This window comes from Bacteroides sp. CACC 737 (assembly GCF_013874375.1).
Taxonomy (GTDB): Bacteria; Bacteroidota; Bacteroidia; order Bacteroidales; family Bacteroidaceae; genus Bacteroides; species Bacteroides uniformis.
This window is the reverse complement of the sequence record NZ_CP059408.1, coordinates 3,489,644-3,511,640: the sequence shown is the minus strand read 5'-3', so window position 1 is coordinate 3,511,640 and position 21,997 is coordinate 3,489,644. Positions and strand designations below refer to the sequence as shown.

The 21,997-nt window shown below is 44.9% G+C and carries 18 protein-coding genes; 4 read left to right on the top strand and 14 right to left on the bottom strand.

Features of this window, described 5'->3' with window-relative positions:
* Positions 1–183: 183 nt before the first annotated feature.
* Together H1A11_RS14770 and argS are read left to right on the top strand one after the other, a co-directional pair.
* Complete coding sequence (locus H1A11_RS14770; protein ID WP_117878811.1) at positions 184–450, top strand: HU family DNA-binding protein; 267 nt, start codon at positions 184–186, stop codon at positions 448–450.
* Between the two features lie 155 nt (positions 451–605).
* The gene (gene argS, locus H1A11_RS14765; protein ID WP_117703823.1) at positions 606–2,423 is read left to right on the top strand and encodes an arginine--tRNA ligase; all 1,818 of its coding nucleotides are present in this window, start codon (positions 606–608) and stop codon (positions 2,421–2,423) included.
* Positions 2,424–2,564: 141 nt separating this feature from the next.
* On the opposite strand, the gene topA is transcribed toward argS, so the two are convergent.
* The 4 genes from topA to H1A11_RS14745 form a co-directional block, all read right to left on the bottom strand.
* Positions 2,565–4,967 (bottom strand): type I DNA topoisomerase, encoded by a 2,403-nt coding sequence (gene topA, locus H1A11_RS14760; protein WP_005834437.1) that lies wholly within the window; start codon positions 4,965–4,967, stop codon positions 2,565–2,567.
* Positions 4,968–5,112: 145 nt separating this feature from the next.
* Positions 5,113–6,744 carry a TonB-dependent receptor gene (locus H1A11_RS14755; protein WP_131225592.1) on the bottom strand — a complete coding sequence of 544 codons (1,632 nt, stop codon included), beginning with the start codon at positions 6,742–6,744 and terminating at the stop codon, positions 5,113–5,115.
* A 15-nt stretch (positions 6,745–6,759) separates the two neighbouring features.
* Complete coding sequence (locus H1A11_RS14750; protein ID WP_138344695.1) at positions 6,760–9,804, bottom strand: tetratricopeptide repeat protein; 3,045 nt, start codon at positions 9,802–9,804, stop codon at positions 6,760–6,762.
* Between the two features lie 104 nt (positions 9,805–9,908).
* Positions 9,909–10,448, bottom strand: a complete 540-nt coding sequence (locus tag H1A11_RS14745) for an NUDIX domain-containing protein (protein ID WP_131225590.1) — start codon at positions 10,446–10,448, stop codon at positions 9,909–9,911.
* A 106-nt stretch (positions 10,449–10,554) separates the two neighbouring features.
* Here H1A11_RS14745 and H1A11_RS14740 point away from each other — a divergent pair, with 106 nt between their 5' ends.
* Complete coding sequence (locus tag H1A11_RS14740; protein ID WP_131225589.1) at positions 10,555–11,046, top strand: 3'-5' exonuclease; 492 nt, start codon at positions 10,555–10,557, stop codon at positions 11,044–11,046.
* Positions 11,047–11,083: 37 nt separating this feature from the next.
* Here H1A11_RS14740 and H1A11_RS14735 read toward each other — a convergent pair whose 3' ends face one another.
* From H1A11_RS14735 to H1A11_RS14690, 10 genes are all read right to left on the bottom strand, one after another.
* Positions 11,084–12,661 (bottom strand): bifunctional serine/threonine-protein kinase/formylglycine-generating enzyme family protein, encoded by a 1,578-nt coding sequence (locus H1A11_RS14735; protein ID WP_165491366.1) that lies wholly within the window; start codon positions 12,659–12,661, stop codon positions 11,084–11,086.
* Positions 12,662–12,670: 9 nt separating this feature from the next.
* Complete coding sequence (locus tag H1A11_RS14730) at positions 12,671–13,723, bottom strand: PP2C family serine/threonine-protein phosphatase (RefSeq protein WP_165491365.1); 1,053 nt, start codon at positions 13,721–13,723, stop codon at positions 12,671–12,673.
* Positions 13,724–13,742: 19 nt separating this feature from the next.
* Positions 13,743–14,306 (bottom strand): FHA domain-containing protein, encoded by a 564-nt coding sequence (locus H1A11_RS14725; RefSeq protein WP_117600149.1) that lies wholly within the window; start codon positions 14,304–14,306, stop codon positions 13,743–13,745.
* A gap of 19 nt (positions 14,307–14,325) precedes the next feature.
* Positions 14,326–14,625 carry a caspase family protein gene (locus H1A11_RS14720; RefSeq protein WP_181757379.1) on the bottom strand — a complete coding sequence of 100 codons (300 nt, stop codon included), beginning with the start codon at positions 14,623–14,625 and terminating at the stop codon, positions 14,326–14,328.
* On the bottom strand, positions 14,609–15,052 hold the full coding sequence (locus H1A11_RS14715) for a caspase family protein (RefSeq protein ID WP_181757378.1): 444 nt from the start codon (positions 15,050–15,052) through the stop codon (positions 14,609–14,611). Before H1A11_RS14715 ends, H1A11_RS14720 begins: the two co-directional genes overlap by 17 nt.
* 12 nt (positions 15,053–15,064) lie before the next feature.
* A complete protein-coding gene (locus H1A11_RS14710; protein ID WP_119961490.1) occupies positions 15,065–15,973 on the bottom strand; it encodes a hypothetical protein in 909 nt (302 codons plus the stop codon).
* 34 nt (positions 15,974–16,007) lie between these two features.
* Positions 16,008–16,493 carry a hypothetical protein gene (locus H1A11_RS14705; RefSeq protein ID WP_119961491.1) on the bottom strand — a complete coding sequence of 162 codons (486 nt, stop codon included), beginning with the start codon at positions 16,491–16,493 and terminating at the stop codon, positions 16,008–16,010.
* 141 nt (positions 16,494–16,634) lie between these two features.
* Positions 16,635–17,339, bottom strand: coding sequence for a DUF3298 domain-containing protein (locus tag H1A11_RS14700; RefSeq protein ID WP_171030406.1), 705 nt, complete (start codon positions 17,337–17,339; stop codon positions 16,635–16,637).
* A 12-nt stretch (positions 17,340–17,351) separates the two neighbouring features.
* Positions 17,352–19,013, bottom strand: a complete 1,662-nt coding sequence (locus H1A11_RS14695; RefSeq protein WP_138344691.1) for a serine/threonine-protein kinase — start codon at positions 19,011–19,013, stop codon at positions 17,352–17,354.
* 30 nt (positions 19,014–19,043) lie between these two features.
* On the bottom strand, positions 19,044–20,678 hold the full coding sequence (locus H1A11_RS14690) for a serine/threonine-protein kinase (RefSeq protein ID WP_138344689.1): 1,635 nt from the start codon (positions 20,676–20,678) through the stop codon (positions 19,044–19,046).
* Positions 20,679–20,819: 141 nt separating this feature from the next.
* Between H1A11_RS14690 and H1A11_RS14685 the strand changes: the two genes are divergently transcribed.
* Positions 20,820–21,959, top strand: coding sequence for an IS481 family transposase (locus tag H1A11_RS14685; protein ID WP_094582489.1), 1,140 nt, complete (start codon positions 20,820–20,822; stop codon positions 21,957–21,959).
* Positions 21,960–21,997 lie beyond the last annotated feature (38 nt).

Here is a 21,997-nt window from a genome sequence, read left to right as displayed (position 1 = left end):
AAAATACGAATAAATTCTGTTCTATAACAGAAAAAGCAGATTCTATTCCTTCTTTTTCGTTGTTTTCCAATATTTTTTTAATGTTTTTATTTGATATTCAGAAATATTGCTCTATTTTTGTGGAGGTTTGTGATGAAAAGTAAAAATATCTTTTGTGTAACATATTAATTAATTTTAAGCATTATGAATAAGGCGGAACTTATTAGCGCTATGGCAGCGGAGTCTGGTTTGTCAAAGACTGATTCAAAGAAAGCATTGGATGCATTTATCGCATCAGTCACTAAGGCAATGAAGGCCGGTGATAAAGTATCATTGGTTGGTTTTGGAACTTTCAGTGTGGTGGAAAGAGGAGCGCGTATGGGTATCAACCCCTCTACTAAAAAGCCTATCGAGATTGCTGCAAAGAAAGTTGTTAAATTCAAACCAGGTGCGGAATTGACAGCTGAATAAGAACAGTATACTCAACATACAAAGAGGGGACGTTTTACAAGGAGCGTCCCCTCTTTGTATGTTGAATATCTTGTGAGTCAATAAAAACAAGCCTGCTTGTTTTGTACTGATTTCGGTTTACGCTATCTTTGCACGCAGGAAAATACATTTGAATCATGAATATAGAACAGAAACTGGTATCGTCCGTCATCGGCGGACTGAAAGCGCTTTACGGACAGGATGTTCCTGCCGCACAAGTGCAGTTGCAGAAAACCAAGAAAGAATTTGAGGGACACCTCACGCTGGTTGTATTCCCTTTCCTCCGTATGTCCAAGAAAGGACCGGAGCAGACGGCCCAGGAAATCGGTGAATACTTGCAGGCAAACGAGTCTTCGGTTGCAGCATTTAATGTCATTAAGGGCTTCCTGAACCTGACCATTGCCTCCTCTGCGTGGATAGAATTGTTGAATGGCATTCATGCGGACAAGCAGTACGGTATCGTGGCTGCTACTGACAACTCTCCATTGGTGATGATTGAGTATTCTTCTCCCAACACCAACAAACCGCTTCATTTGGGCCATGTACGCAACAATCTTTTGGGAAATGCGCTGGCTAATATAGTGGCTGCCAACGGTAATAAGGTAGTAAAGACAAATATTGTCAATGACCGTGGAATTCATATCTGCAAGTCCATGTTGGCATGGCAGAAGTACGGGAATGGTGAAACTCCCGAATCATCCGGCAAGAAGGGAGACCACTTGATTGGCGATTACTATGTTTCCTTCGACAAGCATTATAAAGCGGAAGTGAAAGAACTGATGGCCAAGTTCCAAAGCGAAGGCATGAATGAGGAAGAAGCCAAAGCCAAGGCAGAAGCTGAATCTCCTTTGATGAAGGAGGCTCGTGAAATGCTGGTAAAGTGGGAGGCCAATGACCCGGAAGTACGTGCGCTCTGGAAGAAGATGAACGACTGGGTGTATGCAGGCTTCGACGAGACTTACCGTATGATGGGTGTAACTTTTGATAAGATATATTACGAATCAAACACGTACCTCGAAGGTAAGGAGAAGGTGATGGAAGGCCTGGAGAAAGGCTTTTTCTACCGGAAAGAAGATGGCTCTGTATGGGCGGACCTCACGGGGGAGGGGCTGGACCACAAGCTGCTGCTGCGTGCGGACGGTACATCCGTCTACATGACGCAGGATATAGGTACTGCCAAACTCCGCTTTGCAGATTATCCCATCGACAAGATGATTTATGTGGTAGGCAACGAACAGAATTACCATTTCCAGGTATTGTCCATCCTGCTCGACAAACTGGGCTTCGAATGGGGTAAAGGGTTGGTGCACTTCTCTTACGGTATGGTGGAACTTCCCGAGGGCAAGATGAAGAGCCGCGAAGGTACAGTAGTTGATGCTGACGACTTGATGGCGGAGATGATTGATACAGCCAAGGAAACCAGCAATGAACTGGGTAAGCTGGATGGTCTGACAAAGGAAGAGGCGGACAATATCGCCCGTATCGTTGGTCTGGGTGCCTTGAAGTACTTCATCCTGAAAGTGGATGCCCGCAAGAACATGACATTCAATCCAAAAGAGTCCATCGACTTTAATGGTAATACGGGACCGTTCATCCAATATACTTATGCACGTATCCAGTCTGTTCTCCGCAAGGCAAAAGAGGCCGGTATCGAAATCCCTGCTCAGTTGCCTGCCGGCATTGAACTGAGTGAGAAGGAAGAGGGATTGATACAGATGGTTGCCGACTTTGCCGCTATTGTGAAGCAGGCAGGTGAGGATTACAGCCCGTCCATCATTGCAAACTATACGTATGACCTTGTGAAGGAATATAACCAGTTCTACCATGACTTCAGCATTTTGCGTGAGGAGAACGAAGCAGTGAAGGTATTCCGCCTTGCATTGTCCGAGAATGTAGCCAAAGTGGTACGCTTAGGTATGGGCTTACTGGGAATTGAGGTGCCGGATAGGATGTAAACATCGCACTATAAAAGAATAAGCCCGGGGATACTTCTTCGGGCTTATTCTTTTATAGTACAATTTTTATTCTTGTGGTATAAATAATAGAAGTTTAAATTATCGCCTCCTTTCTCCCATTTTATACGTGTAGACTAAGTCCTATTTTGTCTTGCTTGTTTTGGCAGTTGCCTTGGCGGTTGTTTTAGTCGTTTTCGTTGCTTTCACCGCCTTTGCAGTCCGCTTAGACTTGCCCGTATCCTTGTCGCTTTGCAGTTTCACAATTTCCAGACAAGCCTGAAGGTTCAGGTCTTGAGGGATGATGTCTTTAGGAATCTTGTAGTTGCTGCCTTTATAAGCGATGTAAGGGCCATAGCGTCCATTCAGGATTTCCAGTTCCGGTTCTTCCTCAAACTTCTTGATATGTTTCTGGGCTTCTGCTTCTTGTTTCTTTTGCAAAAGTTCAATAGCTTCTTCCAGCGTAACGGTCATCGGGTCCATTGTCTTGGGTAACGAGGCATACAAGCCGTTGTTCTGGATATAAGGTCCGAAACGTCCCGCACCTACGACTACATTCTTGCCTTCATACTCTCCGAGAGTACGGGGAAGTTTGAACAGCTCCAGCGCTTCTTCCAGCGTAATGGTCTCGATGGACATTTCTTTTTTTACCTGGGCGAAACGGGGCTTTTCCTCATCTTCGGCAGTACCTATCTGTGCTACTGGGCCGAAACGTCCGATTTTTACAGACACTTGTTTTCCGCTGACGGGGTCTGTTCCTAGAATCCGTTCGCCTGCCTTGTGGGCGGTTTTCGCGGCAAGTGTGTTTTCTACTGAAGGATGGAATTTCTTATAGAATGTTTTCAGAATGGCGGTCCATTGCTTGTCACCTTCGGCTATTTCGTCGAATTGCTTTTCGACGCTCGCAGTGAAGTTGTAGTCAAGGATGTCCGGGAAGTACTCTATCAGGAAGTCATTGACCACAATACCGGTGTCTGTCGGCATCAGTTTTGACTTTTCAGCTCCGGTGATTTCTGTATGGTTGTTGTCCGTTATTTCATTACCCTGCAAGTTAAGCACATTGTAGGTGCGTTCTTCACCTGCTTTTTCTCCTTTTATCACGTATTCGCGTTGCTGGATGGTGGAAATGGTCGGAGCATAGGTAGACGGACGTCCGATACCCAGTTCCTCCAATTTGCGCACAAGGCTTGCTTCCGTGTAGCGGGGAGGGTGTTGGGTGAAACGTTCGGTAGCGGTGATACCTTCATGTTCGAGCTTCTGTCCTTTTTTCAGAGGGGGCAGTAGGCGTGCCTCATCTTCCTGGGTTTCTACGTCATCATCGTATGATTCGCGGTAGACACGGAGGAAACCGTCAAATTTCACCACTTCGCCGGTTGCAGTGAAAGTCTCCGTCTCGTTGCTGATAGCAATGGTTACGGTTGTCTTTTCCACTTCGGCATCTGCCATCTGCGAGGCGATGGTACGTTTCCAGATGAGGTCGTACAGCTTTCTTTCCTGCGGGGTACCTTCTATCTTGGCATTCTCCATATAGGTGGGGCGGATAGCTTCGTGGGCTTCTTGCGCTCCTTTGGTCTTGGTGGCGAAGTGACGGTTGTGTACGTAACGTTCGCCCATCAGGTTGGAGATGGTTTCACGGCTGGCGTTGACGGCAAGTTCGGAAAGGTTGACGGAGTCGGTACGCATGTAGGTTATCAATCCGGATTCGTACAGACGTTGCGCCACCATCATGGTCTGTGCCACGGTGAATCCCAGTTTGCGGGCAGCCTCCTGCTGCAAGGTAGAGGTGGTGAACGGGGCGGCGGGAGTTTTCTTCAGCGGACGGGTAGTGATGTCGCTGATGGTAAACGTGGCTGCTTTACAGCTCTCCAGCAATTTCCGGGCTTCTGCCTTTGTCTTGAGCCGGTGCGCCAGTTCGGCTTTCATTTCCACTGTTTTGCCGTCAGTGTCCGGAACGAGGAATACGGCGGTAACACGGTAGGATGCTTCGGTTTGGAATGCATGTATCTCGCGTTCGCGCTCTACAATGAGACGGACGGCTACGGACTGTACACGGCCTGCAGAAAGGGCAGGTTTCACTTTCTTCCACAATACCGGTGAAAGTTCAAAACCTACGATACGGTCCAGGATACGTCGGGCTTGCTGGGCATCGACCAGGTTGATGTCAATGTCACGGGGATTTTCTATCGCTTTCAGGATGGCACCTTTGGTGATTTCATGGAAGACGATACGTCTGGTGTGTTCCGGTTTCAGTTTCAGCACTTCGTACAAGTGCCATGCGATGGCTTCCCCTTCGCGGTCCTCATCGGAAGCCAGCCATACGGTTTCTGCCTGCTCGGCTTCTTCTTTCAACTGGGTTACGAGTTTCTTTTTATCCGCCGGTATCTCGTAATGCGGTTTGAAGTCTTTGTCTACATCAATACTGAATTCTTTTTTCTTCAAATCACGTATATGGCCGTAGCTGGAAAGGACTTTGAAATCTTTTCCAAGGAATTTCTCGATGGTTTTTGCTTTCGCCGGAGACTCGACTATGACAAGGTTTTTCTGCATAAATTTCTGTTTTTTAGTGACTCCCGCCACTGAATTCGCCCGCAAAAGTAGGAAAAAAAGATTCTTCCCACCTTATAATATAAGGAGAATTTAGCAAAAATGACCTTTTTTGTTCAAATTAGAGCTCCGGCTTGTGCTGCCCCTATTAAAAGAGGAAGCTTACTCCACCTAAGAAACTGAGACCTTCTGAAGGGTATCCCCAGTAGTACTGGTAATCTTTGTTCAGCAAGTTGTTCACGCGCGCATACACGGAGATTCCTTTGAAGAGTTCGTAACTGCCGTTTAGATAGAGATTGCTGACGGGGTCTGCCTTGTTGCCCTCCACGCCTTGGCGTGAGATGTGCTGATAGCCGATGCCGACAAGCAGTGGGGAGATGGGGCGTACCTTGAGATTGAGATTGCCTTCTACGGCCGGTTTGAAGCTTACTACGACATCAGGACCGTCTGAGTCTGTTGTCCAATGGCGATAGACGGCATTGGCGGCGAGATAGAAAACATCCTTGTAGTTGTAGCTCAGGTCGGCTCCGGCGTAGAGGTTCTTGGTGTCTTCTGTGAGGAAAACATTGCTTATCCCGTCGTACTTGACAGTCGGAGTGTCAATCAGGTCGTTTTTCAAATCTTGATACCCGCCGTATAGGTTGAACCACAATCCGCTGACCGGGCTTGCCTTGAAGCCGATGGCTGCGTTGAGCTGTTCGTAGGTATTGTCAAGCTGCTGGTTTGTAATGCCATAAGGCGTAATGGTTTCCAGACGGCGGAAATCGTTCTGTAGCCGTCCTCCCTTACCTTGTGCGTAGAGGATGTAGCTGTCCGAGAAGATGTATTGTATTTCTACGTCGGGAGCGGCGCAGAACTTCTTGCCGAAACCGAAAGCCAGGTCGACGTGTGCGCCGAGACGTATTTTCCAGTCGTCATTCTGAAAGAGATAGTATGGATTGAAGTCTACGTCGGTGTGATTCTCGAAACGTCCGTCGCTGTAGAATGTATTGTCCATGGCAAAAGCGATGCCGATGGTCTGCTCATCGGAGATGGAACCGGTGACATCGGCTTTGGTACGCACGATATTTTCTTTGATATTGCTCACCATGAGGTCGTGTTGGCGCTGGTAGACCAACAAATTGGTTTCGGCGCGGAATTGGAGAGGCATATCGTCGCTCATGGAACTTACCCCGAAATGTACATCACCCGAAACGAATTTCTGCTTGTTGCTGACGAAGTCGGGCAGGAAGTTGAAATTGCTTTGGTTGAACTTTCCGGCAATATTCAAATCGACTTTGCTGAAGGCATGTACATAATCCATGGCAGCATGGGTACGGTAGTAGAATGAATTCCACGTCCCGCCATTATCCGGCAAGTCCAGTTTGCCATCCATGCCATCCATTGTGAATGTCAGGTTGAGGCGGTCTTTGGGGGATAAGGAGAAGAGGTAGTTGGCGCGTACATCGAGGTTACCGTAGTTACCGTATCCCAAGCGTACATATCCGGGCAGCGCTTTCGCCTGCGTCTCTTTTCCGGTATAGGCTTGCATGATACCTGCCGGGATATGGGTTGCCGGCATCAGGGTGGCGTCATATTCCACCGGCTTTTTGCTGACGGTAGGAGGTTCCACCTTGGGAAGCACGTTCACTTTGGAGGCGTCCATGATGTCCGGATTATATTCTTGTTCCACGACTACCGTACGGTTCATGGTGGTGTCTTGGGGTTGTGTCTGGGCTTGTGCTCCCCAAGAGAGGGAGACAAGCATAGTTCCTGCGAGGATATATTGTTTCTTTTTCATAATGTGCTATATTTCTTACTTCAATTTCTCCAGTCTTTCGTCAATCATACTTGCTATATCGTCGTCGGCCTGGTAGTTCTGCTGCAGGCTCAATAGGTATTGGCGTGCATCAAGCTTTTTGTCCATGGCTACATATACATCAGACAGAAGGATGAAACTGCGTGCCAGCCAGTAGGCATGCGGTGTGCTCTGGTCGATGAAATTAAGGATTTCCTTTTCTGCAGAGGCATAATTACCGGTGTTGTACCATTGTAATGCCACCAGATATTTGGCTTCGGCTCCATAAAGGGTACGGGTGTCTTTGGCCAGCAGTTGAAGGTCATCCATTGCCTTCTTGTCGGCTTTCTGGTTGAGGTATGCCTTGGCACGGTAGTACAATGCCTCGTTCCGGAGCTCCGGAGACAGCTTGGCTTCGGCAAGCAAGGCTGTGGCGGCGTTGATGACTTCCGCATCATCATGCATCAGTGCTCCACAGCGCAGTACACCGATAGCGCCAAGCTGGCGGCGCTCTGCCGTGGTGGCTTTGGCTTGCAATTTCTTGTAGTCGGCCAATGCCAGGTCATATTGCTGGCGGTTGAACAGAATTTCTCCATGCATCAGCAAAGCCTCTTCAGAATATGGGTTATCGGGGTATTCCAGCAGTTTTCCGGCATGTTCCAATACCGCCTCGTCATCTTTCTGCTCTTTGCCTATGACGCAGAGGTAGTAGTGTGCATTCAGGCTGAAAGCGCCTCCCGGATAACTTTGCAGATAGCGGGTGAAGCTCTCTTTGGCAGGTGCGGCTTCGCCTTTCATATATACTTTTTCGGCAGCGATGTAAGTCAGCGAGTCTTGCTCACTGGGTTCGAAGCGGATTTCTCCCGGCATTTGGGCGGCAAGGGCGGCAAACTCATCCACGCGGTTGGCATCTACGTAGATGGACTTTAAGTCGCGCATGGCAAGGCGGGCTTCCTCGCTTCCGGGATATTGGGTGACTACATGTTTGTAGGCTTCTATGGCACGGTCATAGTCGTCGTTCTGGTAGTAAAGCAGGCCGATTTCGGCGGCGGCTTTACGGCTGACGGGGCTTTCGGGGTATTTGGCAAGCAGCTCGCGGAAGGTGGCGATAGCCTGGCGGCTGTTGTTGCTCTGTACGTAGGAGCGTCCCTTCTCGTAGAGGGCATTGATGGCGTAGGGCGAGTTGGGATATTTGGCTGCAAGTCGGTCCAGCATGCTCACCTTTTCCGTATAGTTTTTCTGCATGCCATATACCAGTGCTAATTGATAGACGGCATAGTCTCCGGCGGGAGTGTTCAGGTTCTCAGCTTTGGCGTAGTATTGCTTGGCTTCCTCGAAACGGCGGACGTGCAGGTTACAGTCACCGATGCGGTTGTAGGCATCTGCCAATGCGGTCGGGTTTTCGCCTTTCTCCAGTTGGACAAAGTTGCGGAAACGGTTCTCTGCCGTCGAATAGTCTTTCTGGTGGAAAGCGATGTAGCCCAGGTTATAGTAGGCAAGGGCAAACATTTCCGTATCCCTCTGCCGGGTGAGTGACAGATATTCGTTGAAATTGCGGGCGGCTTCTCTCATCCGGTTCAGGCGGTAATAAGACTCGCCGAGCCAGTAGAGGGCGTCTGCCTTGGTCTGGAGGTTGTATTGTCCCAGCGTGACGCTTTGGTTGAAGTAACCGATGGCTTGCTCGAACTGTGTGTTGGCAAAAGACTGGGTCCCGAGTTGGAACAGAATCTTCTGCTTGGCTTCCAGAATGGCTTTGCTGGGATGGGAGATGCGGTCGATGGATTTGAGTGCGGCATCGTAGCTGCGTGTATTCATGTACACTTCCACCAGGTAGTTGCTGACTTTCTCGGCATAAGGAGAGTTCGGGAACTCGTTCAGGAATTTCTCAAAGACGGTCACCGATTCGCCGAAAGCGGAATAGGAGGTCTCGTGGATGCATAAGGCGTAGTTATAGGCGGCTTGTTCCTTGACTTTCATATCGGCGTTGGAGGCGGCAGCCTGCTCGAAAGCCATACGCGCTTTGGTCTTGTCTGCCAGTTGCAGATAAGACAGTCCCATGTGCAGGTATGCGTTCTGCGAAAGGGCGTCGTTTTCGGCAGTCACTCTGCCGAGGACGGAGGGGACTTGCGAATACACGCCGCATTGATAATAGGACATTCCCAGCATGTAAAGGGCATCCCTTCTATGAGCGGCAGATTCGGCATTGTGTTCTATATATTGTCCGAAGGACTTTACGGCTTCGTGATACTTCCCGAAATGGTATTCGGCTGTACCGAGGATACGGTTCAGCTCCGCCGTGTGGGTGTAGCTCAGACCGTCGGGATGGGCTGACAGTGCATTCTGCGCCACGATTTCCGCCTTGTCGTACTGCTTCTTCAACAGATAGATTTCGGCGATGTAATAGGGAACCAAGTCCTTGTATTTGGCATTGTCCTGCAAAGGCAGGAAACCGCTGAGCGCTTCGTCATACCGTCCTTGGGTATATCGGATATAAGAGATGTAGTAAGCACAGTCCGCTGCATACTTGCGGCTGGTGCTACGCAGAGTCTCGAACCAGATGGCTGCTTCCTTTACGTTGCCCGTTTTCAGGTAGCAGGTGGCAAGGCGGTAGGTCATGTCGTCTCGCTCCTCGGAACCCAGCAGGTCGAGGCGGGCGGAGTTGAACATGGCGAGGGCATCGTCATAATTGCCTTCGAAGAAGTAGGCGGAGGCAATCAGTGCGTAGATGCGGTTGGCATGGGGAGTATCGGGATATTCGTCCAGGAAGGCACGGAGCAGGTCTATGCTTTTGGGGTCTCTGAGTTCGTATGCGGCGCATACCAGCATGTATTCCGCTTCCTGTCGCTCGCCCGTGTCGGGCAGAGGCTTGCCGTCTGCATTCATCTGGCGTACATAGGCTTGCAACGGGGAGATGGCGGCGGCATAGGCCTTTTGTTGGAACAACGTCTGTCCTTCCTGGTAGAGTCGCTTGGGAGAAGTACTCTTCTCGCTTGTTTGTGCTGAGGCGAGTAAAGGTGCGCAACAGAGTGCTGTGCACAATATTCGGGAGATTTTATGTTTCATCTTCTTTTGTTAGAATAGGTATTTTACAAAAATACGGGTTTTAACCCGGAAATGTTACACTTGTTTGGCTTTTTTAGGATATATACCATAATAGGAACGAATAATCATTCGCTTTTGTTCTTTCGCATGTCTTCCAGGAAGATACCCACTCCTTTGCGGATGGAGCCGAGCCCGAACTCTTCCGTACGGATATCTTTCAAGGGGAGGAAGAAGAGGTCTGCCGCGTCGTCCATCGCCTTGAAGTGCAAGGTGTCCTCCACCGTACAACGGAAAAACATATCCAGCGTGTGTACGGGGAAGCCGGAATAGATGTAGATGTTGGGCAGGGAGAAGAGATATTCGGCCTTTGCCACCTTCATGCCGGTTTCTTCCTTCACTTCGCGGGCAACGCCTTCCTCGCCGGTCTCGGTCATGTCGATGAAGCCTCCGGGAAGGTCCAGCGTCCCTTTGGCAGGCTCTTTGGCACGGCGGCAAACCAGCAGTTCGTCGCATTCGTTCAGTATTAAGGCGACGGTGGCGGAAGAGGGGTTGAAGTAGTAGACGAAACCGCAGTCGGCGCATTGCTTTGACTTCCCGTTATGAACTTCGAAATGGGCTGAACCGCATTTCGGACAATATTTGAATTGCGAAAGTGGATGTTCCATGATATTTTAGCCTTTGTCCGGGGGACAAAGATAATGGAAACCAGGTGTAGAATGAAAGGAACAGAGTGAATTTTTCGTATCTTTGGCGACTATAAAACCATATCGGATGAAAGATTTTGCTGCCATTGATTTTGAAACGGCCAACGAACAGCGTACCAGCGTTTGTAGTGTAGGAGTGGTTATCGTACGTGATGGAGAGATTGTGGACCATTATTATAACCTCATCCGTCCCGAACCGGAGTATTACACTTATTGGAATACCCGCGTGCATGGTCTGACGTTGGCAGATACCCGGGATGCTCCTATCTTTCCCGTTGTGTGGCAGGAAATAGCTCCTCGCATTGAAGGCTTGCCATTGGTAGCGCACAACAAGGCCTTTGATGAAAGCTGCCTGAAAGCTGTTTTCCGTACTTACTGCATGGATTATCCGGATTATGAGTTTCATTGTACTTTGCAGGCATCACGTCGCGTCCTGAAAGGATTGCCCAACTATCAGTTGCACACAGTGGCAGCTTGTTGTGGCTACCAACTGGAGCAACACCACCATGCATTGGCGGATGCGGAGGCTTGTGCATGGATAGCCAAACAAGTCATATAAAGGAGGAAGTTCATGTGGAATCCCGCTCCGTAGCTGTTTATAAAGCCAATCGTAATCCTATGCTTGCATCATGATACACTTGGCTATTGTTGTTTCTACATGAAACACGGCATCTTCGTGGTGATGATAAATAGCATCCGCCTCGTAGAGTCCGATTTGAGCCATATTCGTAGAAAGAGGAACACCATTCTTGAATGTTTCCGCTCATGTCATACAATCCCAATTCATTCGGTCTTTTTAAAGCCACGGGATGGGTGTGATGTTCGCTGTTCTCATCATACCATGCAACTTCATCAATAGAATTTGAACCGGCGTATTTATACCCTTTGCTTTGATTTCCTCCTCGTGCCGCATACTCCCATTCTTCTTCGGTTGGAAGACGGAACTTGCGTCCGGTAACATTGTTTAGTCTTTGAATAAAATCTATGCAGTCAATCCATGATATATTCTCGATAGGAAGATTCTCCTCTTTGGATTCCGATTGATAGTTTCCCATAATCGCATTCCATAATTTCCGGGTAACAGTGGTTTCTCCCAAGTAGAAGTTCTGTATATCCACTCTTTTGTTGCTTTTTTCGTCACTATAGGCTTCGTGCTCTTGTTCTGAAGTAGCTCCCATCATGAAAGTTCCTGCTTCAACGAAACACATTTTGAATAAAATTCCTTTTACGTCAATTGATAGATATTGGTGGTCTGTCCTTTTTTGTATAACCGTGTTTTCCTTAGAAGAAGATGTACCGTCTTGAGGATGTTCATGAGGCTCCATTGCTATCAGGGACAGAAATTCTGTAATAGATTGTGGCCTTTGTTTGCGTGCTGGAGCCATACACTTTTCTATTGCAGTTGCTATTCTGGGAGCTATATAATCTGGAATTGTTAATCCTTCGTCTACAATGTCAGAAGCTTCGGGCGGTGTTTCTCCTGTCAGTAACTTATACATGGTAGCGCCTAATGAATAAATGTCTGTGCTGGGCATGAACATGCTTGTACCACCTTGTCTATATTGTTCTATGGGGGCATAACCTTTACTGATTCCTGTAGGAGTGGTGCTCGTTTGACTTCCGTCTATATCATATCGTTTGGAAATTCCGAAATCTATTAATACAGCATCTTCCTCACCTCTGAGCAGAATGTTGGAAGGTTTGATGTCTAAGTGTAAAATCTTCTTTTGATGGATATACTGTAATGCTTTAGCTGTTTGGCAGATGTAGTTTAATGCTACCGCGGTGTCTAACTTCCCTTGCTTCTGTATTAACCTGTCCAAAGAGTCTCCGTCAATATATTCCATTACATAATATGCAGTTGCATTTTCCTCAAAAATGTCATGAATGCGGATGATATGCGGATTGTCCATCTGGGCAATGGTTTGAGCTTCTTTTATGAATTTTATTCGGAAACGGTCCACTATATCTCGACTACCTTGTGAGCCCAGAAGAACTTTGGAAGTAGTCTCTTCGCGTTCACAGTATTCTTTCATAAAGAACTCTTTAATGGCGACAGACCGGTTCAGTCCCGTCTGAAGCCCTAAGTAAGTAATGCCAAAACCACCTTGGCCAAGTACTTTTTCTATTTTATATTTGCCTCCTTGCAGAGATGTTTCCGATAGTAGCTGCATATTCTTGGATTATTTTTGTAATATAGTGTTTTCTATTTGGTGATTTGTTTTGGAATGCTCTTTCTCCCCCTTTATAGCTTTCAACAGAACGAAAGAAGCGGCGTAGATAACGATAAAAAGTAATATGGCGAATGCAAGAATCTTGACAATCGGCAGCCTGCGCTTTTGTCTCTTATCCTCTTTAGTTTCAGCGCTCTTTTTCCCCTCTCTTTCGATTGTCCTTGTTCCAGCAGTCATGACACGGTTGTCCGGAACGGATTCTATAGGACTTTCTTCTTTGCCTTTTTCTTCTTTTGTATAATTATCCGGAATTAAGTCTAAAATATGAATAAGAAATGCAGAATGATTATCCCGGTTGTTTTCACTGACCTTGGTCAGGATTTGTATTTTTTCATCATCTGTTGTGTCAGGGTCAGAGAGGATATTCAGCAAGTCACTATCGTCAGTTTCCTCTAACATGCCATCCGAGCACATGAAGAAATAGTCACCGGGGCGGATGTCTGTAATATGTTTTATGTCTGCTTTAGGACGTCTTTCCAGGTTGGGTTGCATGGCACGGGTAATGACATTCTTCTGCTTTGAGGTTTTCATCTCTTCAAGGGTGATTTCACCGATGTCATATAGGTCGTTTATCAACGAGTGATCTCTTGTGTGGAAAATGTATCTTTCAGAAGGTCGGATATGATAGATGCGGCTGTCACCGATATGGGCAAGCAGGCATCCGCCACTATGAAATTTCAGAAGAGTCATGGTGGTCCCCATCTTTTTGGCGGCACCATTATCCTTTTGGTCTAATGAATCATAGGCTGCATTGAGCGCCTCGTTAAATTGCTCGTCTGTGAAAGCCCCTTCCGGTGAAGTTTGTGACAAGATGTATTCACTCATCGTTTGGCATACTGTCTGGCTGGCAACCTCACCCGACTCATGACCACCCATTCCATCGCATACGATAAACAGGCGGTCTTCTGCCGTTACTTCACCTGATACGGGGAAGATGGAATCTTCCTGATTGCTCCGTTGTCCCAATTCGTAGATAGTTAAGGGGTTTAAAACATATTTCATATCCAATTTTGTTTTAGGTTTAAATGATTGTATCATCTTCAGAAAGAAGTATGAATTTCAATGTCGTATTCGACATTTTTATGATTTCACCTCCATGCAGTATGATACGGTCACCATTTTCAATTAATCCAGAATTGATATAAGTGGCATTTTTGTTTTGAGCATTCGAAAAATAGTGTATATAACCACCGGTTTTCAGTTTGCGTACCTCAATAATGGAATGTGAACGGCTCATTGTAAGGTCATCTGTATCAATCTGTACAGTGGCGTTTGATGTTTGTGCCTTTCGTCCGATTGTATTTATCCCTAGGGATAAAGTATACATATGACTTGTGCCAATTTTCTGAAGTTTGCCGATACTCTGATTTTTTGAATGGTCAATGTGGGTTTCATCTCCCATGGTGGTGTCATCATTTTCATTCGGTGGAGTATATTGTTGTTTGGGAACTTTGTAGTCAATGTACTTTGATGCCTTTTTGCATACTGGGCATGGAATACTCTTGGTTTCCAGGCCTGCTATCTTTTTTATAGTCAGAACGGCACCGCAGTTCGGACACTTGATTCTTAATAATTCTGATTCCATTTGTTCTATTCTATTATTGTTACCATATCATTACCGGCATAGAATCGCTGAACTTACCCCACATGACAGGGTGCTGCTTGTCCCTTGACAGCTTTTTTACCCCTTGGCTGACAAATTCGAAAAGCTCTTTAGCTGTGATGATCCGATCACGGTTTACGTCGGCTCCGCCTCGTAGTCCCCGTTGCAGGCATGTTGTGAAGAACCCGTTTTTCATGGAAGGAGACTCTATAGAGACTTCATTTTCACGGGAAGAAAGGAACAGCATTACTTTTAATGAAGAGGGGGATATATTCGATGAGTTTCTACGTGGTTCTCTCATCTTTCCAGAGAAACATGCATCTGCAAATATCATTTTGTTCTTGGCTGCACTTTTTTGCCATTGTTTTCTTGATGTCTTGATAAGTAATCATTGCATCATAGCCCACAAATCCACCTTTATATCCATGACCACTAAAAAAAAGGACAATGATGTCTTTGGCTGAGGCTTTATTGAAAATTCGCGTCATACTGCTTAATACATTACTTCGGGTGGCTTGTGCATCGATTAATAATATTGTTTCTGCTTTCTGATTTTTCTGATATATCCATTGTATGGTCTCTGCATCTTTGGCAGGCAATGTTAAATCATTCTCTGTGCCGGGATAGTCTGCAATGCCTACGGAAACTAAATATATATTCTGTGCCAGGCTTTGCAGGCTAAACAAGCATATGCATATCAGTGAAAATAATATCCGCTTCATTCTCATCTTGTCCGTTGATTAGGCAAATCCGCTGGAGTCAGCATCATTAATATAATCAGGCATATCTGCCAGATAATCATCCGAGGGTATTGCATCCATCTGCTGCTGCAAATCGGCAACTTCCAGTCCTTGGTCTTGTATGTTGTAGACTTCATTTTCGCTGATTACTCCATCTCCATTTACATCGGCTCCCATCAGGTCGAAAGTGCCGTTATGATCCACATCTACCACATAAACTTCTTGTCCGTTTATTTCCAGTTGTCCGATGGTAACCATCGAGCCGTCATCCATGGTTTCATCACTGATTCCTACAATCTGAACTTCATCTTCAACGTGTGCATTTTCATGTTCCACATTGACTATTTCCGGTTCTTCCGTTGCATGATGTTCCGCTACATTATGGCTCTCTTCTGTAGCGTGTTCTGCTGTCTCGTGATTTCCCGAACCACTTGCTCCATAGGAAACGCGACTTCCGAATTCTGCCCGCTGTTCTGGTGTCATGTCACTCCATTCATTGGCGTAATATGTACCGTATACGTCACCGTGCCATTCAAAGACTCCTCCCGGTCCTACCTCCTGGCGCGCTGCTGCAAAGGCTTCGCTGAAAGACATATCGTCACTGACTGTTGCAACCGGTAACCCTTCTACAGAGATGTGTGAGTCTGGAGAAACGGGAGTAGAGCCATGGCTTGTTGCTGACTGGCTGCCGTGGCTGGGAGCGTCACTGTCATTGGCGGCACTGGAAGAGCTGGTGAAAAAGGTACTGGCGCCACCTAATAAAATTCCAGATATGCCACCTATTGTTACATGTTTCCATGAACTGGCTTTTTTCGCAGGCTGTTCCTTTGAGGTGCTCTGATTGTTGTTCGGCAATGTTTCTTCGTTGTCGTTCTGTTGCTGGTTAAGAATGGTGTCTTCTGAGTTCATAAGGCTGATATTTTTTAGTATTAATAATGTCTTTTCATATAGAAAACAGTTGACTGTCTTCTACAATGGTATCATCACTGTATATAGCATTGTCCAGCAAAGGAATATCCATCGTTTCTCCTGCTACCCAGTCCATGACGTCTTGCATATCTGATTGAAAGATATCTCCTTCGTCTGGATATTCAATGTCTTCGATGACAATTTCATCATTCTCCGTACTGGCCATGTCTATCGCTTCACTTTCAGCCGGAGAAAGAGGGTCTATGGTGTAGGCTATGTCTGCAGTGACGGGATCTGATATTTCTATAGATACAGTTTCTGGTTGTATCATCTCATCAGTGCTGCTTTCCTCTGCAATTTCCAGTGTCTCGTTGTCTTCATTAGAGTCAGTTTCCCATGCTCTTGTTGAATAAGCTGCTGCTGCAAAAGCCGCTCCTCCTATTGCTGCTCCCGCGCTTGCAGCTACTCCAAGATTCTTAGCGTATTCTGATTCTGAGACTTTTAACTGCTTCTTTTCCATAACCAATGTTTTCTTTTATGTTTCAAAGATATTGATTTGAAATGATAACCTATATAAGGATTTGTGTATATTACATGAAATGCGGTGATTCTTGTATGAAATAACCGTATAGGTGGTCATTCTCAAGCTGATGAGGTCGTTTTATTCATCAAAGAATGTTTTTGCTGTAGAAGTGACGTGGTTCTTGACTTTGCTGATGGGTATCACAATGGAGGGAGCGCCTGCTGCGTAACTGGCAATTTCATAGGGAGCATACGAGAAGAAAACACCATCTTTTGTAATCCATGGGTCTGTTTCGGGCAGAGGGAGGTTGTTGATATTGTATAATTCGTTGTTCAGTTGAAGGTTGTCCATCAGCTCGTCATCGGTCACCACCCCGAAATATTTTTTCAAACCAGCTTTTATGTCGTTTTGTATCGCATAAGGGCGCATAATCATGTCTTTTGAGAATTTTTTTCCATCAATTTTCCCTTTGGCATTAATTTCTTGTGCCAACGATTTTCCAATGATATATTCCATGCTATAGTAGGAAGTGTCATTCTCCTGAAATACGTCAAGCACTCGTATAATATTCTTGTGATTGAGGTCTGAGCTAATCTTAGCCTCTTTTAGAAATTTCTTTTGAAACTTCTCTACAAATTTTTTCTTACTGGTTGTTGGCACTGTTACTGTGCCCGACACATTGTCACGCTCACAATATTCTTTAAAGAAAAACTCCTTTATAGCGACTTTTTTGTCGGTTAGCGTTTGGGTGGCCAAATAGGTGATGCCGAACCCTCCTTGTCCTAAGACTGTTTCTATTTTATATTTTCCTCCTTGCAGAAGAGTTCCGTTTTGTAATTGCATAATCTATAAGATTTATTGATGTGTTATATGGTTGATTGCGAGTAGTAGTATGATTGTTGCAGAAAATAAAATCGCATGAAGCTTCTTTCGAGGTGATAACCAAAATATGAGCAAGTCTGGTAAGATGACAAGGCTTGTTATGGTGATAATTCCTCCTACTCCTATGTTGGGTCCAATTATTAGCATTAGAGTCATGACTCCAGCAAAGATGGCCATAAAGCTTTCTTTTGCTATGCTTATGACCTTTGCTCCCTCTTCAGGGGGCGTTTTATTAGAAACTACTGTGAGAACAGTTTCGTTGAAAGAAGGAATTTGGGAAGTGATGGCCCTTTGAAGCCTTGAGAATATGCCATGCCAGTTTTTGGGCAATTCATTGGTGCGTAATTCATCTAAAGCCTCATACTCCACCTTTATATCTGCATAGGATTTTTTTGTAGAGAAGAGGGAGAATCGCATGCGGTAAAAAATATCTGGTGCATTATCCACTTCATAATTGAATGAGTCATAAGCTGTTTGTAAACTTAACTCTCGTAGGTTTGATAATAGTTTTTTGAATTTTTGAGAGGTATATGGATAAGTATAAGTCTGTATCTTGGTTTCTGGTATAGTGAATACTTTTACGGTAAGTGCAATAGAGTTTGCGGTGATTATAATATCTGTAGAAAAATTTCTATCACTTCCCATGAATACCTTTTCTAATGATAGGGTTATTTTGTTTGTTTCCGGCAAAACTATCAATGAATTATCTTCAATAAGAATGGTGTCTTCTGCATGACCTCCTTCAATTTCCTGGATAAAAGTTTCTACAGTTTGTGTTCTTGCATTCTTTTCTGGTTTCATTGCATGCTGTATGGCAGTAATGGTCTTGTTACTGATGTTTCTTTCTTGCAATTCGGCTTCCGGAAAGCCATAGTTCATAATATTAGAAGCGTTGGGAGGCGTTTTTCCGGTCAATGTTTTAAATAATGTAGCTCCTAAGGCATAAATATCGATTGTTATAGGAAAACCTTCTCCATCGCGATAACAGCTTTGTTCAATTGGGGCATAGCCTGGGGTGCCATATCCGATGGCAGTACTTGTTTCAGGTTCTCCTTGTGAATTGTATTGTTTGGAAAGGCCGAAATCGATTAATACTATAGAACCATCTTTACGCCGCATTATATTCTTCGGTTTTAGATCAAGATGCAACATCCTATTGTTATGCATGAATTGCAGTGCTTCCCCTATTTGACGGATGCATGTCAAAGCTTCTGATTCGGAGAGACCGTTTTCTGTTTTTATATAAGAATCAAAACTCCCGCCTTCTAAATATTCCATTACGTAATAGCAAGTATTGTTTGCTTCAAAAGCTTCCAGAATGTCTACAATATGTGGATGTTTGAGTTTTGAAAGATTCTTGGCTTCCCGAAGGAATTTTGTTTTATATTCTTTAAAAGCCTTTTCATTGGAACAAGTTACAGTAGTGCCCTCCCTACCATTGAAATTCTTCTGAAAAAATTCTTTTATGGCTACTTGTGTATGGGTATTTAGGCAACCTAACTCTCCTTGAAGTTGTATTGAAGCAAGATAGGCTATACCGGAAGCCCCCTGGCCTAAAATACCTTCAATCTTGTAATTGTAGGAATTACCAGATAGAATAGTACCTTTTCTTAATGATTGTTGAGTTCCTTGCATATTAACTTTGAATTTTGTTTTAAATGTTGGTCACTTTGAAACGGGACGGACAGAACATCCAAGATAGCGAAGGGTGAAGCTTAGCTGATATTGGGTGTTGCTGAAAGAAAGGTAGTTTGAATATCCCGTGGAGTATAAAGTCCCTGACCAATAATAGCCAAAGTTTTTTTGACTGCCAATGTTAGTGCCATAGCGTTGACCTACTGCTGGTAAGAAAATGTAATTTCCACTGGGGCCTGTTATCATATACCCATTGCTCCCTTTATATGAAGTCCATTTCCATGAACATTTCTCGCATAATTCCAACACTTCATTTTTTGTGGGTAAACGCCAGTTTTCTCCCCATTTAATGTGAGCTATATCATAATTGGTGCCGCATATATTGGAGGGTGGATTGTTGTTGGGATAATCAGTATTATTTGTAGATGTATTGTTTCCTGTTGGGTCTGCCCAGCCATATAAGCCTCCATAATCTTCCGGAGAACTTGCACCTACATTCCAACTTGCCCATTTTACACTTAATCCTAAATCAATTGGTTGGGCCGGAAGATTAGGGATTGGATTTTCTATTGCAACTGCTGTATCAGAGTTCTGAGCAGGCACATTGTAGCTTGTTTTGTTTATTACAAAAATAGAGGTTACCAACAATATTAATATTGCAATCAACCATATTTCCCGGTTTGAAAGATGATTGGCTCGTTTGGGAGGAATGTTGGGTGAACCCGGTTCTTCTTCTGCCTTTGGGGAGATAGAGGGAATTATAGTTGTTTCAGATTCTTCTTCATTATACTGCATTGATGGCTTATTGTTATTAGTCAATAACGATAAAAATTCATCAATGCTTTGTGGACGGTCTCTACGGCGCGGTTGCATGGCTTTCTCAATTGTATAGGCCGTTGATTGGGATATACTCGGTGGAAGTGGAGGAAGCCCGTCGTCATTCACATCACTGGCATCAGGTGGAGTCTCATTTGTCAAGAGCTTGTATAAAGTTGCTCCCAAAGAATAGATATCTGTTGCAGGAGAAAAGGTGCTGACGCCTCCTTGCTTATATTGTTCCATTGGAGCATACCCGGCACTGATGCCTATAGGGGTTGTACTGGTTTGATGCCCTTCACCGTCATAGCGTTTGGATAGTCCAAAGTCTATAAGGGTGGCGTTGTTATTATTGTCTAACAATACATTCCCTGGCTTTATGTCAAGGTGGTTCATTTGGTGCTGATGAATAAACTTTAAGGCATCAGCCAGCTGGTAGATATAATGGAGGGCCTTAGACTCTCTGACTGCTCCATTCCTTTTTAGATATTCTGCAAGAGAGCCATTTCCCATGTATTCCATTACATAGTAGGCTGTCTCATTTTCTTCGAACACATCAATGATACGAATGATGTGAGGATGATTCAGCCCGGCTATCATCCGGGCTTCCTTTACGAACTTCTGGCGGAAACGTGCTACTAATTCTTGACTGCCTTGTGAACCGACTGATACATGGGAAGTTGCAACGTCACGGTTGCAATGTTCCTTCATGAAGAATTCTTTAATAGCTACCTTGCGTTCTAAGGCCACTTGTGTGGCAAGATAGGTGATGCCAAAGCCGCCTTGTCCCAAGACTGTTTCTATTTTATATTTTCCTCCTTGGAGGAGAGTGCCGGATTGTAATTGCATAGCTTTTTATTTTGGTGGAAATTGAAATGGTAATCTATATACAGATGGCGATTCTTGTATGAAATAATCTGAATTAGTCAAGACTTAATCTGACAGTTACGTATAAAAAGAATAAATTTGTAACAGAAAACAGATTAAGTTATGACAACATCAGAAAAGGTCATCAAGAACAAACTGGGATTGCTTGAACTCTCCCAACAGTTAGGAAACGTATCACGTGCTTGTAAGGTTATGGGCTACAGTCGTGACAGTTTTTATCGTTTCAAAGAGTTGTATGAACAAGGCGGTGAAGTCGCCTTGCAGGAGATTTCTCGCCGTAAGCCTGTCATAAAGAACCGTGTGGAAGAACACATCGAGCAGGCAGTCGTACAGATGGCGATAGACAATCCTGCATTGGGGCAAGTCCGTGTATCCAATGAGCTACGTAAGAAAGGTATTCTTATTTCGCCGGGCGGAGTGCGTTCCATTTGGCTACGGCACGATATGGAGACCTTCCAGAAACGCCTGAAAGCATTGTCAGCCAAAGTGGAACAAGAGGGCATTATCCTTGATGAGAACCAAGTGGCGGCATTGGAAAAAGCAAAAGAAGAAAAGCAGGCTCATGGAGAGATAGAAACTTATTATCCCGGTTTTCTACTTGCCCAAGACACTTATTATGTAGGATATATCAAAGGTGTGGGACACATTTATCAGCAGACCGTCATTGATACTTACTCCAAAATCGGATTTGCCAAGTTGTATGACAGAAAGAATGCGCTTGTTGCTGCCGATATGCTTAACGATAGGGTTATTCCTTTTTTCGAGCAGCATGACTTGAAACTGATGCGTATGCTAACAGATAGAGGAACAGAATACTGCGGAAACAGAGAAAATCATGAGTATGAATTGTATTTGGCTGTGGAAGACATTGATCATTCTAAGATTAAGGCGAAAAGCCCTCAGACAAACGGTATATGTGAGCGATTTAACAGAACCGTGCAGAATGAGTTCTATGCTATTGCATTCAGAAAGAAAATCTATACCTCTATCGAACAGCTGCAAGCAGACCTTGATATGTGGATGAACTCCTACAATACCCAAAGAACACACTCTGGAAAGTACTGTTTCGGGAAAACGCCCATGCAAACTTTTATCGAAGGAATCGCTGTGGCAAGAAAGTATCAACTGCAAAATCAGGAAATGATAAAACCGAATGAGCAGGATAAAATCTCATTCGGTTGTGAGGATGATGAAACTTGTGTAACTTCGCAACAAACATCTGACAGTTTTTTTGTCCGATAGTAAAACAAATGTCAGAACAAGTCTTGACTATTACAAAT